Below are 15,408 nucleotides of genomic sequence, written 5' to 3' on the forward strand. Positions count from 1 at the left end.
GTGATCTCCTAGGCTGTCGGCATGGGCCTGGTGTTCACGATCCTCATGCTGGTGCTGATGATCGGCGCGCTCATCGACATCATCACCCGGCGCGACGACCAGGTGAAGCACCTGCCCAAGATGTTCTGGATCATCCTCGTGATCATCGTCCCGCTCGCCGGTTCTCTGATCTGGTTCCTGGTCGGACGCGAGTACGATCAGGAGGGGATCCGGCTGCCGCGGCCTCGTGAGCGCCGCTCCGGATCGCCGGCGCCCACGGCGCCGCCCCAGCCCGGCGACACGCGCAGCACCGAGCAGCAGATCGCCGACCTGGACCGCGAGATCGAAGAGTGGAGGCTGCGCGCCGAGATCGAGAAGCGCAAGAAGCAGCAGGGGGAGGCGGGGGCCGAATGAGCGCCGCGCCGCGCAGCCCCCGCGCCGTGATCGGCGGCGGCAGCGGCTACCTCGGCACGGCCCTGCGCGACGCGCTGCGGCGGGACGGCTACGACGTGCGCACGATCGGGCGCGGCGGCGACGCGGATGCGCGCTGGGACGACGAGGCCGGGATCCTGCGCCTCGTCGACGGCGCCGAGCTCGTGATCGGCCTGGCCGGGCGGCGGATCGACTGCCGCTACACCGACCGCAACCGCGACGAGATCCTGCGCTCGCGCCTGCGCACGACCGCTGCCCTGCACCACGCGATCTCGACGGCGGCGAGCCCGCCCGCCATCTGGATGAACGGCAGCTCCGCGACCGCCTACCGCTACTCGCTCGATACGCCGCGCACGGAGGCGGATCCGCTCGAGGAGAGGGGCTTCTCGCCCGATGTGACGCGGGAGTGGGAGGCGGCGCTGTTCGCCGGCGAGCTGCCGGGCACTCGACGGATCGCGCTGCGCACGTCGCTCGTCCTCGGACGCGGCGCTCCGGTCATGACGATGCTGCTGCGCCTGGCGCGGCTGGGACTCGGCGGGCCGCAGTACGACGGATGGTGGTTCCCGCACCGGCGGTACCGGGGGATCGGCGCGCACCCGACCGATCCTCCGCAGCCCGACGGCGAGCACTCGCGAGGCCGGCAGCGGCTGAGCTGGATGCACGAGCAGGACTTCGTGCAGGCGGTCCGGTTCCTCCGCGACCACGACGACATCACGGGGCCCGTGAACATGGCCTCGCCGAATGCGGTGACGAACATCGAGCTCATGCGGATCCTGCGCCGGGCTGTGCGCGCGCCGTTCGGACTGCCCGCGCCCCGCTTCGTGCTGGAGCCGGGGATGGCCGTGCTGCGCACCGAGTCCGAGCTGGTGCTGAAGAGCCGGTGGGTGCTGCCCCAGGTGCTCGAGGACGCCGGATACGTGTTCCGGTTCCCCGAGCTGGACGGAGCCGTGCGCCAGATCCAGGGGCGCTGACCGCCCGAGCCTCGTGCCGCGGGTCCGTTGGCGCGTTGGCGCGTTGGCGCGTTGGCGCGTTGGCGCGTTGGTGCGCTCCCGTCGCAGAAGTCGCCGCTGTTGATCGCTCCCGTCGCAATGGATGCCGCCAACCGGCCGTCTGAGCGACGCTTGTCGCGACGGGAACGGATCCGCGACCGCTGAGTTCGCCCTGTTCCGGGGGTCAGACGTGTCCGAAGGACGCGCGGACCGCTTCCTCGAGGTCGGGGTGCGCGAAGGCGTATCCGGCATCGAGCAGTCTCTCCGGCGCGACCCATCTGCTCTTCAGGATCAGCTCGGTCTCGGTGCGGATCCCGAGGGCGCCGAGCTCGAGCATCCAACGCGGCTGCGGCAGTCCGAACGGCACCCCGAGGGCGCGCCGGATCGTCGCCATGAGCGTGCGGTTGTCACTCGCGCCCGGTGCGGCGGCGTTCACGGGCCCCTCCAGCTCCGGGTGCTGTTCGAGGAAGGCGATGATCCCGGCCACGTCGTCGAGGTGCACCCAGCTGAACCGCTGCCGCCCGCCGCGGGCGCGGAAGTCATGCCCGGTCCCGGCTTCGCGCCGGGTGCGGCCGACCGGCCAGCGCCCGTCGTACTGCGTACCGCCGAGGCCGAATCGCGCGAGAGTCCGCAGCGTGCCCAGTACACCGCCGTCGCCCAGCACGATCGCGGTGCGCAGCGCCACGCGGCGCGTACCGGGCAGGTCCCCCGAGAACAGCTCGCGCTCCCAGGCCTTCGCGACCTCGACCGAGAAGCCGGTGCCCAGTTCTCCGGTGGACTCGGTCTGCGGGCGATCCTCCGCATGCCGGTAGATCGTCGCCGTCGACGAGTTCACCCACAGCGCGGGCGGGGTCGTGGCGCGCTCGACAGCGGTGCGCAGCGCGGCCGTCGTGCTCTCCCGCGAACGGAAGATCTCGGCCCGGTTCGCCGGCGTGTAACGGCAGTTCACGCTCTTGCCGGCGAGCCCGACGACGAGGGTCGCGCCGTCGACGGCCGCGTCGATCCCGGCCTGATCCTCCCAGGTCAGATCGGCACCGTGCCGGGAGATCGTGACGACCTCGCGCCCCGCGTCGCGCCAGCGCCGCGCGAGGTCGCGGCCGATGAACCCCGTGGATCCGCCCAGCACCACCCTGCCGCGGGTGCCGTCGTTCGCGTGCTCGCTCATGCGTCCTCCTCGATGTCGTAGCGGAACGTCCCGGCGTACTCGTGGATGCGGCCGAGCAGCGGCACGTCCACGGTCAGCGCGACCCGCTGCAGGCCGTTGTCTTCGTCGGCGCTCTCGATCAGACGGATCCGGGGAGCGATGCACCGCGGGAACCGGATCCGCAGTCTCCCCAGCCGCGCGCCCACACGGGTGCTGCGCAGTTCGAGGGCGCCGTCGGAGGTCGTCACGTCGAAGACGGCTGCGAGCACGCCGGGGCGCCCGAGGCGGTCCACGATCCGGCCGTGCGGCAGGGTGCGCACGCGATCGCGCATGGTCCAGTCCCCGTCGGGGAGGTGCAGCGTGCGCTCTGCGGATCGGCCTGCGCCGTCGCGGTTGCGCACCGTGAACGGGACGCTCTCCGCCCAGCCGGCATAGACCGCGCCGTGGCGCTGCAGGACGCGCAGCACGGGGCCGAGCAGCGCTCGCACCACGGGGTTCCGGCAGCCGACTCGCTCGAAGGTGCCGCGTCCGATGCCGACTGCGCCGTGAGGGATCGCCGCGAAGTACCTCCGCAGGCGAGGGTGCAGCTCGTCCACGCGCGGGCCGAGTGCCGCGGCGTAGGAGGAGCGCGGATCCGTGGTCATGTCCCCACATTATCGAACATGTTCAAAAAAGGCGAACGGGCGCGAGGAGTCTCGCGGATAGAGAGGGGGGTCAGGCCGGGATTTCCGTGCGGGGTGTCGCGTGCGACACGTAGGCGTCGACATTCGCCGAGGAGAGGATGTGGCGGGCCACCATGATCGCCGCACCGAGCACCGCGGCCTTCTCGCCGGTGTGCGTCTGCACGATCGCGAGATGCTGCGTCGCGAGCGGGATCGACCGGCGGTAGACGACCTCGCGGACGCCCGCGAGGAGGTGCTCGCCGGCGCGCGCGATGCTGCCGCCGAGCACGATCACCGACGGATTGAGCAGGTTCACGAACATCGCGAGGACCTCGCCGACGTCGCGGCCGGCCTGCCGTGTGGCCTCGATCGCCGCGGGGTTGCCGTTGCGGACGAGCTCGACGACGTCCGAGCTCGTGACGGCGTCGAGGCCCTGCGCCCGCAGCGCCGTGGCGATCGCCGTCCCGCTCGCGAGCTCCTCGAGATCCCGATCCTCACCGGGGGCGTGCGAGGACTCGGGGGAGTAGGGCACCTTGACATGCCCCATGTCGCCGGCCGAGCCCTGAGCGCCGCGCTGAAGTCTTCCGCCCGCGATGATCCCGGCGCCGATGCCCGTGGCGACCTTCACGAACACCAGGTCCTCGACGTCGGGGAAGCTCGTGGCCTGCTCGCCGAGGGCGAGGACGTTGACGTCGTTGTCGACGAGCACGGGCACGTCGAAGGTGCGCTGCACGTAGCCGGGCACGTCGAACCGGTCCCACCCCGGCATGATCGGCGGGTTGTACGGCCGGCCGGTGGAGTGCTCGACGGGACCAGGCACGCCGATGCCGATGCCGACGAGGGGGATGCCGCGCAGACTCTCTGACTCGAGCAGCGCGCGGCCGTCGGTGAGCACGCCGTCGAGCACGGCCGCGGGACCGTCCGCGATGCGCAGCGGCCGCGTCGTGCTGTCCAGGATCCGACCGCCGAGATCGGAGACGGCGACCGTCGCGTGCGAGGCGCCGAGGTCGGCGGCCAGGACCAGGCCCACCCGAGGATTGAACGCCACCCGCGACGGCGGGCGGCCGCCGGTCGACAGCCCCTCGCCCGCGGGCACCACGAGGCCGGAGGCGAGCAGGGCGTCGACGCGCGCCGAGACCGTGGATCGGGCGAGGCCGGTGAGGTGCGCGAGGTCGGCTTTGGTGCGCGCCTGGCCGTCCAGGAGCAGCTGCAGCATGTCGCCCGTACCCGGCGAGGCGCCGCCGTTCAGCCGGTCGGGGTCGCTCATAGGGTCAGTAAACCACACGACAATTGCGGATCCGACGAGCGACATCTGTCGGTTACGAAAAGACTTTTGACTAGTACTTGACAAAAGGGTGTCGATCCGTGTCAGAATCATCCACATGACAACGGAGGTCACGCACACCGGTATCGGGACGATCCGATCCGGCTTCCTCGGCGGGGGATTCATGGCGCAGGCGCACACCAGGGCGGCGCGTGCCGCGGGGGCGGTCCTCGCCGATATCGCCAGCTCTTCACCGGAGCGCGCGGCTGTCGCCGCGGCCGAACTCGGCGTCGAGCGTGCGGGCACGATCGACGAACTGCTGGCGGGCGGGAGCGAGGTCGTGCACGTCTGCACGCCGAACTCCACGCATGCGCCGCTGGCGCTGCGGGTGATCGAGGCGGGCAAGCACGTGATCTGCGAGAAGCCGCTCGCGACGTCGCTGATCGATGCGAGAGCGCTCGCGTCCGCTGCCCGCGAGCACGGCGTGGTGGCCGCGGTGCCGTTCGTGTACCGGTATCACCCGATGGTGCGCGAGGCGCGTGCTCGTGTGCTCGCGGGGGAGATCGGCACGCTGCTGACGGTGGACTGCGGGTATCTGCAGGACTGGATGCTGCTCCCGAGCGATGATGACTGGCGGGCGACCTCCGACGAGGGTGGGCCCTCCCGTGCGTTCGCCGACATCGGGTCTCATCTGTGCGATCTTCTCGAGTTCGTCTCCGGGGAGCGCATCGTGCGGCTCACGGCCCGCACCCGCCGGGCGTTCGCCGAGCGGGGCGGGCATCCGGTGCAGAACGAGGATGCGGTCGCGATCCTCGTCGAGACCTCGTCGGGCGCGATCGGAACGCTGCTGGTCTCGCAGATGGCGGCGGGCAGGAAGAACGCCCTCACTCTCGAGCTGCACGGCACCAGGGAGAGCGTCCGCTTCGATCAGGAGCGTCCGGAGGAGCTGTGGATCGGCCGCAGGGAGGGCAACCGACAGTTGTTCCGCGATCCGCAGAACGCGCATCCCGGTGTCGCCCGCTTCTCCCGGCTGCCGGTCGGGCACGCGCAGGGCTACCAGGACGCGTTCAACGGCTTCGTCGCCGACGTCTACGCCGCGATCGCCGGCGAGCATCCGGACGGCCTGCCGACCTTCGACGACGGCGTGCGCGCGGCCCAGCTGACCGAGGCCGTGCTCCTCGCGGCCCGCGAAGAGCGCTGGATCGACGTCCCGGCCGAGACGCCCTGACCCCCACCGCGCAACCACCCACGAGCTCCTGAACCGAAGAAGAGGAAGAGCAATGTCAGAGGAATACGATCTCGTCATCGTCGGATCCGGTCCGAACGGCGCGATCATCGCCCGCCGGGTGCACGAGCAGAACCCGGAGGCGTCGATCCTCGTGGTCGAGGCGGGTTCCCGGATCACCGGCGTCGACGGCGAGCACCTCGTCGAGGTCGACGAGAACGCCATGAACGCCTCCTACGAGGATCTGATGCGCCGGGCGCGACAGATCGAGTATGTCCGCGGCGCCGCATCGATGAACGAACTCGACGGCGACGGCTGGACGGCCGACTCCACCGGCATCTTCCCTGCGGCGTTCCTCGGCCACAACTTCGCGGAGTTCCCCGGGGCCTCCGTCGCATGGAACATCGGCGGCATGGGCGTGCACTGGACTGCGGCCACCCCGTGGCCCTACGCCGAGGAGATCCCTGACTTCCTGCCGCGCGCGGAGTGGGACGAGGATCTGGAGAGCGCGCGGGGCCTGCTGCGCACGTACGTCGGACCGCTCGTCGACAACCCGTTCACCGAGCCGATGTTCGCCGCGCTCCGTGACGCCGTGCCGAGTCCGGATCCGGAGCGGCAGTTCGGGTACATGCCGATGGCGGGCGTCCCGCACCAGGACCGCCCTTTCGCCCGCACCGGTCCCCGTGACATCGCTCCGTATCTGTTCGACGGCAGCGAGCCGAACGTGACGCTGCGCACCGGGCTGCTCGTCACCCGCATCGAGCACGACGGTGCCCGGGTGACCGGGCTCGTCGGACGCGATCTCGCGACCGGGAACGAAGAGTCCTTCCGCGGACGGGTCGTGCTCATCGCCGGGGACGCGCTGCGCACGCCCCAGCTGCTCTGGGCCTCGGGCATCCGACCGGAGGCGCTCGGCACGCGGCTCAACGAGCACGCCTCGATCGACGGCGACGTCGTCATCGACGCGGCCCGCCTGGGCCTCACCGCCGCAGACATCCCGGTGCCGCCCGCCGGCGAGCCGTTCATCGGCTCGTACTGGAGCCCGTCGATCGGTGCCGCGCGCCCCGCGCACGGACAGCTCATGGAGCGCGAGTTCGAGGGGCAGCACGTGCTGGGCGTCGGCTGGTACTGCGCCACCGAGATCCGCCCGGAGAACCGGATCGAGTTCTCCGACGACCGCACCGACGCGCTCGGCCTGCCGCACATGACCGTGCGCTTCTCGTACTCCGAGGCCGATCAGGCCGAGATCCGCCGGACCATGGACGTGCAGCGCGCAGCGGCGAACGCGATCGGCGTCTTCCCCGCGCAGGACTCCGAGATCCTCCCCGCAGGCGCCTCGCTGCACTACACGGGCACGGTGCGCATGGGCCCGGTCGACGACGGCACCTCCGTGGTCGACACGGACGGGCGCGTCTGGGGCTTCGACAACCTCTATCTCGCAGGCAACGGCGTCATCCCGACCGCCCTCACCTGCAATGCCACCCTCACGGGCGCCACGATCTCGGTGCGCATCGCGCGCGCCGTGTTGGCCGCGCTCTGACCGGATGCCCGCACGGGCGATCCACCACCCGAACCCACCCGACCCGAACACCACCCGAACCCGATACAGAGGAGAATGCGATGCACCTCACCACCCGACGGTCGCGTCGAGCAATGCTGCTCGGCACCGCCGTTCTCACCGCCGGCGCGCTGCTGCTGACCGGCTGCGGCCGCAGCGGCGACGCCGGATCCACCGGCGGCAGCGGCGCCGGCGCCGCGATCGACGACAAACCCGCCAAGGGAACCGTGGAGATCTGGACGCAGGGCGCCGACGGCGCCAAGCTCCCGGACATGTTCACGGAGTTCAAGAAGGACAACCCCGACGTCACCATCAACATGACCCAGGTCCCGGAGGCCGAGTTCATCTCCAAGATGACCGCGGCGATCACCGCCGGTACCGTGCCCGACCTCATCTACTCGTTCACCGAGTCGCAGTCGGCGCTGCTGGCGACCGACGGATTCGCCCCCGTACCGGACGGCCTCGTCAAGCCCGACGACTTCTTCCCGGTGATCTGGGAGAACTCGGTCGTCGACGACGTGGCCTACGGTGTGCCCTGGTACGCCTACGCCGACATGACCATCTACCGCAAGGATCTGGCAGCCAAAGCGGGCGTCGAGGCGCCGACCGACTGGGCGAGCATGCGCACGTTCGGCGAGAAGCTCAAGGCGTCCGGCGTCGAGTACCCGCTCGCACTGTACGTGAACTACGACTCGTACACGGCGCGCCAGCTGCTCACCTTCGCCAAGCAGAACGGCGGAGGGTTCATCTCGGACGACCAGAAGACCTGGACGATCAACTCCAAGGAGAATGTCGAGGCGCTCGAGTACTGGTCCGGGCTGATCAAGGACGGCCTCGCCTCGCCGGACGGGCCCGCGTTCCTCGACACGGTCTCCTGGTCCACGACCGGGAAGAACGCGGCGATCATCGACGGCGGTCCCTGGTTCATCGGGTGGTTCGATGACGCGAACGGTAAGGGCTGGGCCGACCAGAACCTGTCCCTCGCGGTGGCCCCGACCGGTCCGAGCGGCGACGCCGCGACCACGGTCGGCGGCGGCAGCTGGTTCGTTCCCAAGGACTCGAAGAACAAGGACGCGGCGTGGAAGTTCGCGCGGTTCATGTCCACCCCGCAGAGCCAGGTGAAGTGGTACCAGATCTTCCACAACATGCCGGCGCTCAAGGCCGCATGGGACGATCCCGCCATGAAGGGCGACCGCGTGCTGGAGACGGTCAAGGCCGGTCTCGAGACCGGTGTGAACCTGCCCAAGGTCGCGACCTGGAACCAGGTGGGCGACGTCATCGGCCAGCAGATCGAGAAGGTCGTCCGCGGCAACACGTCCGCGAAGGACGCGCTCGATGAGGCGCAGAAGCAGGCCGAGTCGATCGGGACGGGCAAGTAGGACGTCATGACCTCCACGGCAACCCGTGCCCTTGTCACCCCGGAGGTGCCTTCCCGGCGCCTCCGGGGCACCAGGAGAGCGCACGAGGGCTCCCGGGCCGAAGCGGTCACGGCCTGGACGTTTCTCGCCCCGTTCCTGGTGCTGTTCGCACTGTTCACCGGAATCCCAGCCGTGTTCGCGCTCAGCGCGAGCCTGACCGACATGACCGCCCGGGACATCCGGGATCCGTTCGGGGTGAACTTCACCGGGTTCGAGGCCTTCTTCAAGATCATCGGCAACGCCGGCTTCCAGAGCGCCTTCCTGAACACCGTCATGTTCGTGGCGCTCTGCGTGCCGCTGAGCATGGGGCTCGGCTTCGCGCTCGCCCTGATGCTGAACAGTGCGATCCGGCGGCTGCGCACGTTCTTCCGCGCGGCGGCGTACGTGCCGGTCATCACGAACATCGTCGCCGCGGCCGTGATCTGGCAGTACGCGTTCTCGATCACCGGACCGGTGAACAACTCGCTCGGCGCCCTGGGGCTCCCTCAGCCGAACTGGCTGGGCGACCCGGGATGGGCGATCACCACGGTCGTCATGATGGGCGTGTGGCGCACTGCCGGCACCTGCATGATCCTGTTCCTCGCCGGCCTGCAGGCCGTGCCGGAGGAGATCTACGAGGCGGCCTCGACCGACGGTGCAGGACGCTGGCGCACACTGTGGTCGATCACGCTGCCGCTGCTGCGGCCGACCACGCTGCTGGTCACCGTGCTGCAGACGGTGTCGTTCCTCAACATCTTCGAGGAGCCCTACCTCCTCACCAAGGGCGGTCCGCTCGGCTCGACGAAGTCGATCGCGCTCTGGGTGTACGAGCAGTTCGGGTTCGGCAACATCTCCGCATCGATGGCGGGATCCGTCCTCCTGCTCCTCCTGGTCGGCATCGTCGCCATCGTCCAGTTCAGAATGCTGAGGCCGAAACATTGAAAACGCTCTCGCCGACGCGTCAGGCGCTCGCCTACGCCGCCCTGGCCGTCATCACGGTCTTCATGCTGCTGCCGTTCGTGTGGGTGCTCTTCGGGTCCTTCAAGACCCAGTCCGAGTTCCTGCACAGCCCCGGAGCCTGGTTCCCCGAGTCGTTCCAGATCCAGAACTACGTGCAACTGTTCGCCGAGCGCGGGTTCGGCAACTACATGCTCAACAGCATCATCGTCTCCGCCGTCGCCGTCGTCGGCAACGTGATCTTCAGCGCGATGGCCGGATACGCGCTCGCGAAGCTGCGCTTCCGCGGACGAGGGTTCGTCTTCCCGCTCGTCATCGTCTCGATGATCGTGCCCTATGTGGCGCTGTTCGTGCCGCAGTTCATCGTGGTGGTGCAGATGGGGCTGGTCAACACCCTCACCGCCATCGTGATGCCCGTGCTCGTGCTGCCGCTGAGCGTGTTCATCATGCGGCAGTTCGCGCACTCGGTGCCGTTCGAGCTCATGGAGGCGGCTCGCCTGGACGGCTCGGGGGAGGTGCGGTTGTTCTTCCGCATCTTCCTCCCGCTCACCGGTCCCGGACTCGCGACCGTGGCCATCCTGTCGTTCCTCTCCTCGTGGAACAACTTCCTCTGGCCCCTGGTCGTGGCGCAGTCCCAGGCCACCTATACGGCGCCCGTGGGACTGTCCGTGGCATCGCAGGCGTCGAACACGGTGTCGTTCGGCTTGCTGCTGGCCGGTGCGATGGTCGTCCTGCTGCCGATCCTCATCCTGTTCCTCTTCCTGCAGAAGTACTTCATCCAGGGCGTCGCCGCCACCGGACTGAAGTGACCCGTCGAAAGGACCCGTCATGCCCCTGAGCGATCTGAACTTCGCCCTCAACGCCATCCAGTGGATCAACGTCAAGGAGGATCCGGACGACCTCGACAGTGCGAGCCTGTGGCGCTTCGCGGATCCTTCCTTCGTCGCCGAGTATCCCGGCGTTCTGGCCGAGATCCGCAAGGCCGGCTTCGACGCGACGATGCTGGAGGTGCTCGACACCCAGACGCTGCAGAACTACGCGGCGATGGTGGGGGAGTCGGGCCTTCGGCTCGCGCCGGGCTACGTCCAGGTGCCGCTGGCGAGCGAGCACGGAGGAAGGCTTGAGCGGGGCAGCTTCGAACGGATCCACTGGTTCGACGGGGTGCGCCGCAAGGCCGAGGAGTCGAACTACTTCGGGCTGTCGACGATCTTCCTCGCCGCAGAGGTGAACCAGGACGCGATCCGGTGGCAGCGTCCGGCCGTCGGGCACGACTTCTCCCCGGATCGCCTCGACGAGCTCACCGACCTCATCGACGAGGCCGTCGACGTGCTCAACGCCGAGGGAGTGCGCCCCGGCCTGCACAACCACGTCGGCACCTGGATCGAGACGCAGCACGAGTACGAGCACGTCCTTCATGCGATCGATGCGTCCCGGCTGGGCGCCTCCTTCGACATTGGCCATCTGGAGTGGGCCGGCATCGATGCCAAGCAGGCCATCGCCGACTGGGCGGACCGGGTGCAGGATCTGCATCTCAAAGACCTCGACCTCGACCTGGCCCGGCGCAGCCGCGAGGAGGGCATGGGCTACGAGCGCGCGACGGACCTCGGGCTCTACCGGGAGCCCGGCCTCGGCCAGATCGACCTCGTCGACACGCTCTCCGCGTTGCCAGACGGCTTCGGCGGGTGGATCATCATCGAGGTGGATCGCGCGAGCATGGACCCGGTGCAGAGTGCGCAGTACACGGCGCGCTGGGTCGCGGACGTCACGGCCGGCTGAGGAGGGATGACATGACACTCACACGGGAGCACTTCTCGCTCAACACCCTGCAGTGGATCACCGTTTCGCTGGGGGAGTCCACGGGCGAGCCCGGCAGCGTCGGCTGGGAGTTCGATCGGCCGAGCTTCCTCGACCGCCAGCCGCGGGTGCTCGCAGAGGTGCGCGAGTCCGGATTCCCCGCCGTGATGCTGGAGGTGCTGCCCACGCAGACCCTGCAGGCGTACGCACGGGTCGTCGCCGACTCGGGGCTGCGCGTCACCCCGGGGTATGTGCATATCGGACTCCCTGAGGAGTTCGGGGTCGACCACACGGGTGACGACGAGGCGCGCTTCCGCTGGTTCGACGGTCTCCGTCGCCGTGCGGAGGAGACGCTCTTCATGGGGCTCGACCGGGTGTTCCTCGCCGCGGACATGGCTCCGGGACGACCGCGCATCGATGAGGCGGCGGCCGTCGGCCACGCGTACGACGCGGCCCGGCTGAACCGCGTGACCGACATGATCGGCGCCGCCGCCGAAGTGCTCACGGCCGAGGGCGTCACTCCCGCGCTGCACAACCACGTGGGCACCTGGATCGAGACCGAGGCCGAGTACAACCACGTCCTGAACGCGGTGCCGGCGTCGCTGCTCGCCGCCGGCCCCGACCTCGGGCACCTGGCGTGGACGGGGGCGGACATCGTCGCGTGGGTCGCGGCGCATGCCGACCGCATCTCGGACCTGCACGTCAAGGACATGGATCTGGGCATTGCGGCGTCGGCGCGGACGACTCCGACCCCGTACTTCGACGTGATGTCGCGACGCTTCTTCCTCGAGCCCGGCCTCGGGGACGTCCCGATCCGCGAGGCGCTCGCCGAGCTGCCAGAGGACTTCGCGGGCACCGTGCTCGTCGAGGTCGACAAACCCAGCATGGAGCCCTTCGCGAGCGCGAAGGCGAGCTGGGCATGGATCGCCGAGAACTACCTGGAAGGACGCTCTTGAGCACCCACCCCGTCACGCTGTTCACCGGCCAGTGGGCGGATCTGCCGTTCGAGGAGGTCGCGCGCCTCGCCGCCTCCTGGGGGTATGACGGGCTGGAGATCGCGGCGTCCGGCGATCATCTCGATCTGAAGCGCGCCGACGAGGACGACGCCTACATCGCCTCGCGGCTCGAGATCCTCGACCGTCACGGCCTGAAGACGTTCGCGATCTCGAACCATCTCGCGGGCCAGGCCGTGTGCGACGCCCCGATCGACTTCCGCCACCATGCGATCCTGCGCGACTACGTCTGGGGGGACGGCGACGCCGAGGGCGTCCGCGGGCGTGCGGCGGAGGACATGAAGCGCGCGGCGCGCGTGGCCCGCAAGCTCGGCGTCGACACGGTCGTCGGTTTCACGGGGTCGTCGATCTGGCCGTACGTGGCGATGTTCCCGCCGGTCGGGGAGGACGTGATCGCCGCGGGGTTCGAGGACTTCGCGCACCGCTGGAACCCGATCCTGGACGTGTTCGACGGCGAAGGGGTGCGGTTCGCGCACGAGGTGCATCCCTCGGAGATCGCGTACGACTACTGGAGCTCGGTCCGTGCTCTCGAGGCCGTGGAGCATCGGGAGGCGTTCGGGTTCAACTGGGATCCGTCGCACATGATGTGGCAGAACATCGATCCGGTGGGCTTCATCTGGGACTTCCAGGACCGGATCTACCACGTCGACTGCAAGGACACCCGGATGCGCCCGCAGAACGGCCGCGCGGGCGTGCTCGGCTCGCACCTGCCCTGGGGCGACCCTCGCCGCGGCTGGGACTTCGTCTCGACGGGACACGGCGACGTGCCGTGGGAGGACTCGTTCCGCGCGCTGGACGCGATCGGCTACACCGGGCCGATCTCGATCGAGTGGGAGGACGCGGGCATGGACCGCCTGCACGGCGCGGCCCAGGCCGTGCAGTACGTGCGCTCCCTGCTCTGGCCGAAGCCCACCGCGTCCTTCGACGCCGCCTTCCGCAACCAGTGAAGAGGGCGGCTCAGCTCTCGCGCAGGCGCACCAGGCGCTCGTGGCCCGATTCCTCGAGCTCTGCGATGTCGGCCCGCGACTTCAGGAAGGCGTTGAACGAGCGGTAGCCGAGCGCCTTCTCGCTGAACGAGGGATCCATCCGCCGGATCTGCGTCTTCACCGCCGAGCTGTGCAGCCACTCGTCGCCGTCGCTCTTGTCGTGCCCGAGCCGCAGCGCGCGCACGAGCGTGGCGGTCGCCTGCTCCTGATCCGAGGTGCTGGGCTCGTCCTTCTCTGCCGTCGCGCGGGACTGCTTGCGCGCCCCCTGGGTCTGCTTGGCGACCGTCTTCTTGGGCGCCGCTTCGGCCGCGGGCGCCGGCGCTGCCGCGCGCTCGACGCCGGGCAGCGAGTCGTACGCCTCGAACTCGTCGCACGCGGCGGCCAGCGACTTCGCGGTGGAGCCTGCGACGCCCACGCCGATCACGTACCGGCCGAGCCGCTTGCAGCGCTGGGCGAGCGGCACGTAGTCGCTGTCGCCCGCGACGATGACCACGTGGGTGAGGTCGGGCAGGCGGAACATGTCCTCGACCGTGTCGACCGCCAGGCGGATGTCGGCGCCGTTCTTCGCATACGCCGCCGCCGGGAAGAGCTGCACGAGGTCGACGGCGCGTGCCACCAGCTGGGAGCGGTACTCGGCGTTGACCGGCGACGACCAGTCGGCGTACGCCCGCGTGAGCACGAGCGTGCCGAACGAGGACGCGTAGTCGATGATCGCGCCGACGTCGATCATCGCGGCCTTGAGCCGCTCCGCGACCTCGGCATCGGCGGGGTTATCCTGGATCCGCTGGCGATCCTTGCTGTACGCGTTGCGTCCGTGCACGCGGTCGTACCAGGAGATGACGATGTTGTCGAAGTCCAGGTAGACGGCGACGCGGGTGTCCTGCGGCTCGGCCATGGGTTCTCCTCCGGAGTCGGTCAGACGGTCTCGTTCGGGTAGCGGACCCCGATCTGCGCACGGATCTCATCGAGCAGACCCATGATCGCGACCGACTCCGCCACCGGGAGCAGGTCGCTGTCCAGGGATCCGTCGGCGATGTAGCGCTCGGCCGCGAGCGCCTCGAACTGCATCCCGCGCCCCTCGCCCTCGGCGGGCCGCGCGGAGAACTCCTCCAGGACGACGCCCTCGGGGTCGATCACCCGCAGGATCGAGGGCGACCACCACCAGCGCTCGATCTCCACGCGCGCCTTCGTGCCGAGCACGACCGCGGTGTTCGGTCCCGCCGTGCGCGAGGAGGAGAACGTGGTCGAGATCGCTCCGCCGTCGTGCGTCATGACGGTCGCGACCTCGGCGTCGGCGCCCGTCTCGAGGAGGCGGGCGACCGCCTTGACCTCGGTCGGCACGCCCAGCACGCCGACGACGAAGGAGATCGGGTAGATGGCCAGATCCAGCAGCGCCCCGCCGCCCAGCTCGAGGGCGTTCAGACGGTGCGTGGGATCCGTCGGCAGGGTCTGCGTGTGATCCGCGGAGACGGTGCGGATCTCGCCCAGCGTGCCGGCCGCGATGATCTCGCGCAGCCGCGCCATGTGCGGCAGGTACCGGGTCCACATCGCCTCCATGACGAGCAGACCCTTCTCGCGGCCGAGGTCGGCGAGGTCCTGCGCCTCGGCGCGGTTGAGCGTGAAGGCCTTCTCGACGAGCACGTGCTTGCCGTGCTCGAGCGCGAGACGTGCGTCGGCGTGGTGCATCGGGTGCGGGGTGGCGACGTAGACGATGTCGACCTCGGGATCCGCCACGAGCGCCTCGTAGGAGCCGTGCGCCCTCGCGATGCCGTAGCGGGCGGCGAACGCGTCGGCGGAGTCCTGGGACCGGGATCCGACGGCGGCGAGGTCCAGACCCGCGGTGCGGAGGTCGGCGGCGAAGGCGGCGGCGATGCCGCCCGTGGCGAGGATGCCCCAGCGAAGTCCGGTCATGGCTCCAGCGTACGGGCTTCCACCACCTCGAGTCGTCCCCGCCAGCGGAGGCCCTGGGGTGCGCTGGTGGGGACGACCCCAAGGTGGGGGGACCACG

15 protein-coding genes are annotated in these 15,408 nt (G+C 69.8%); 10 read left to right on the forward strand and 5 right to left on the reverse strand.

The genetic code is table 11. The features are described from left to right. Positions 1-21 precede the first annotated feature (21 nt). Positions 22-393: a PLD nuclease N-terminal domain-containing protein gene (locus tag CQ044_RS17935; RefSeq protein WP_105689729.1), complete on the forward strand. Its 372-nt coding sequence runs from the start codon at positions 22-24 to the stop codon at positions 391-393. Next, positions 390-1,382 carry an epimerase gene (locus CQ044_RS17940; RefSeq protein WP_105689730.1) on the forward strand — a complete coding sequence of 331 codons (993 nt, stop codon included), beginning with the start codon at positions 390-392 and terminating at the stop codon, positions 1,380-1,382. Before CQ044_RS17935 ends, CQ044_RS17940 begins: the two co-directional genes overlap by 4 nt. A 202-nt stretch (positions 1,383-1,584) precedes the next feature. Here CQ044_RS17940 and CQ044_RS17945 read toward each other — a convergent pair whose 3' ends face one another. The 3 genes from CQ044_RS17945 to CQ044_RS17955 form a co-directional block, all read right to left on the reverse strand. Next, positions 1,585-2,565 (reverse strand): epimerase, encoded by a 981-nt coding sequence (locus CQ044_RS17945; RefSeq protein ID WP_105689731.1) that lies wholly within the window; start codon positions 2,563-2,565, stop codon positions 1,585-1,587. Next, a complete protein-coding gene (locus tag CQ044_RS17950; protein ID WP_105689732.1) occupies positions 2,562-3,188 on the reverse strand; it encodes a DUF4166 domain-containing protein in 627 nt (208 codons plus the stop codon). The genes CQ044_RS17945 and CQ044_RS17950 overlap by 4 nt, the downstream gene beginning before the upstream one ends. 70 nt (positions 3,189-3,258) lie before the next feature. Then, on the reverse strand, positions 3,259-4,473 hold the full coding sequence (locus CQ044_RS17955) for an ROK family transcriptional regulator (protein WP_105689733.1): 1,215 nt from the start codon (positions 4,471-4,473) through the stop codon (positions 3,259-3,261). 115 nt (positions 4,474-4,588) lie between these two features. Between CQ044_RS17955 and CQ044_RS17960 the strand changes: the two genes are divergently transcribed. From CQ044_RS17960 to CQ044_RS17995, 8 genes are all read left to right on the forward strand, one after another. Further along, entirely contained in the window at positions 4,589-5,698 is a 1,110-nt protein-coding gene (locus CQ044_RS17960; protein WP_105689734.1) for a Gfo/Idh/MocA family protein, read from the forward strand. Between the two features lie 52 nt (positions 5,699-5,750). Beyond that, positions 5,751-7,235 carry a GMC oxidoreductase gene (locus tag CQ044_RS17965; protein WP_105689735.1) on the forward strand — a complete coding sequence of 495 codons (1,485 nt, stop codon included), beginning with the start codon at positions 5,751-5,753 and terminating at the stop codon, positions 7,233-7,235. 80 nt (positions 7,236-7,315) lie between these two features. Beyond that, a complete protein-coding gene (locus CQ044_RS17970; protein ID WP_105689736.1) occupies positions 7,316-8,632 on the forward strand; it encodes an extracellular solute-binding protein in 1,317 nt (438 codons plus the stop codon). 6 nt (positions 8,633-8,638) lie between these two features. Then, positions 8,639-9,592, forward strand: a complete 954-nt coding sequence (locus CQ044_RS17975) for a carbohydrate ABC transporter permease (RefSeq protein ID WP_105689737.1) — start codon at positions 8,639-8,641, stop codon at positions 9,590-9,592. Further along, positions 9,589-10,416, forward strand: a complete 828-nt coding sequence (locus CQ044_RS17980) for a carbohydrate ABC transporter permease (RefSeq protein WP_258133366.1) — start codon at positions 9,589-9,591, stop codon at positions 10,414-10,416. The genes CQ044_RS17975 and CQ044_RS17980 overlap by 4 nt, the downstream gene beginning before the upstream one ends. 19 nt (positions 10,417-10,435) lie before the next feature. After that, positions 10,436-11,383, forward strand: a complete 948-nt coding sequence (locus CQ044_RS17985) for a sugar phosphate isomerase/epimerase (RefSeq protein WP_105689738.1) — start codon at positions 10,436-10,438, stop codon at positions 11,381-11,383. A gap of 11 nt (positions 11,384-11,394) precedes the next feature. Further along, the gene (locus tag CQ044_RS17990; RefSeq protein WP_105689739.1) at positions 11,395-12,357 is read left to right on the forward strand and encodes a sugar phosphate isomerase/epimerase; all 963 of its coding nucleotides are present in this window, start codon (positions 11,395-11,397) and stop codon (positions 12,355-12,357) included. Beyond that, on the forward strand, positions 12,321-13,361 hold the full coding sequence (locus tag CQ044_RS17995; protein WP_105689740.1) for a sugar phosphate isomerase/epimerase: 1,041 nt from the start codon (positions 12,321-12,323) through the stop codon (positions 13,359-13,361). Before CQ044_RS17990 ends, CQ044_RS17995 begins: the two co-directional genes overlap by 37 nt. A gap of 10 nt (positions 13,362-13,371) precedes the next feature. Here the strand turns inward: CQ044_RS17995 and CQ044_RS18000 are convergent, their stop codons facing one another. Further along, positions 13,372-14,295 (reverse strand): NYN domain-containing protein, encoded by a 924-nt coding sequence (locus CQ044_RS18000; protein ID WP_105689741.1) that lies wholly within the window; start codon positions 14,293-14,295, stop codon positions 13,372-13,374. Between the two features lie 20 nt (positions 14,296-14,315). After that, entirely contained in the window at positions 14,316-15,311 is a 996-nt protein-coding gene (locus tag CQ044_RS18005) for a Gfo/Idh/MocA family protein (RefSeq protein WP_105689742.1), read from the reverse strand. Between the last annotated feature and the right edge of the window lie 97 nt (positions 15,312-15,408).

Origin of the sequence: Microbacterium sp. MYb64 (assembly GCF_002979495.1) — a bacterium.
GTDB lineage: Bacteria > Actinomycetota > Actinomycetes > Actinomycetales > Microbacteriaceae > Microbacterium > Microbacterium azadirachtae_A.

Coding starts and splice junctions, on each gene's coding strand:
- CQ044_RS17950 (WP_105689732.1), bottom strand. CDS start 3,188: ATGACCACGGATCCGCGCTCCTCCTACGCCGCGGCACTCGGCCCGCGC.
- CQ044_RS17955 (WP_105689733.1), bottom strand. CDS start 4,473: ATGAGCGACCCCGACCGGCTGAACGGCGGCGCCTCGCCGGGTACGGGC.
- CQ044_RS17970 (WP_105689736.1), top strand. CDS start 7,316: ATGCACCTCACCACCCGACGGTCGCGTCGAGCAATGCTGCTCGGCACC.
- CQ044_RS17990 (WP_105689739.1), top strand. CDS start 11,395: ATGACACTCACACGGGAGCACTTCTCGCTCAACACCCTGCAGTGGATC.
- CQ044_RS17940 (WP_105689730.1), top strand. CDS start 390: ATGAGCGCCGCGCCGCGCAGCCCCCGCGCCGTGATCGGCGGCGGCAGC.
- CQ044_RS18005 (WP_105689742.1), bottom strand. CDS start 15,311: ATGACCGGACTTCGCTGGGGCATCCTCGCCACGGGCGGCATCGCCGCC.
- CQ044_RS17975 (WP_105689737.1), top strand. CDS start 8,639: ATGACCTCCACGGCAACCCGTGCCCTTGTCACCCCGGAGGTGCCTTCC.
- CQ044_RS17995 (WP_105689740.1), top strand. CDS start 12,321: ATGGATCGCCGAGAACTACCTGGAAGGACGCTCTTGAGCACCCACCCC.
- CQ044_RS17985 (WP_105689738.1), top strand. CDS start 10,436: ATGCCCCTGAGCGATCTGAACTTCGCCCTCAACGCCATCCAGTGGATC.
- CQ044_RS18000 (WP_105689741.1), bottom strand. CDS start 14,295: ATGGCCGAGCCGCAGGACACCCGCGTCGCCGTCTACCTGGACTTCGAC.
- CQ044_RS17960 (WP_105689734.1), top strand. CDS start 4,589: ATGACAACGGAGGTCACGCACACCGGTATCGGGACGATCCGATCCGGC.
- CQ044_RS17935 (WP_105689729.1), top strand. CDS start 22: ATGGGCCTGGTGTTCACGATCCTCATGCTGGTGCTGATGATCGGCGCG.
- CQ044_RS17945 (WP_105689731.1), bottom strand. CDS start 2,565: ATGAGCGAGCACGCGAACGACGGCACCCGCGGCAGGGTGGTGCTGGGC.
- CQ044_RS17965 (WP_105689735.1), top strand. CDS start 5,751: ATGTCAGAGGAATACGATCTCGTCATCGTCGGATCCGGTCCGAACGGC.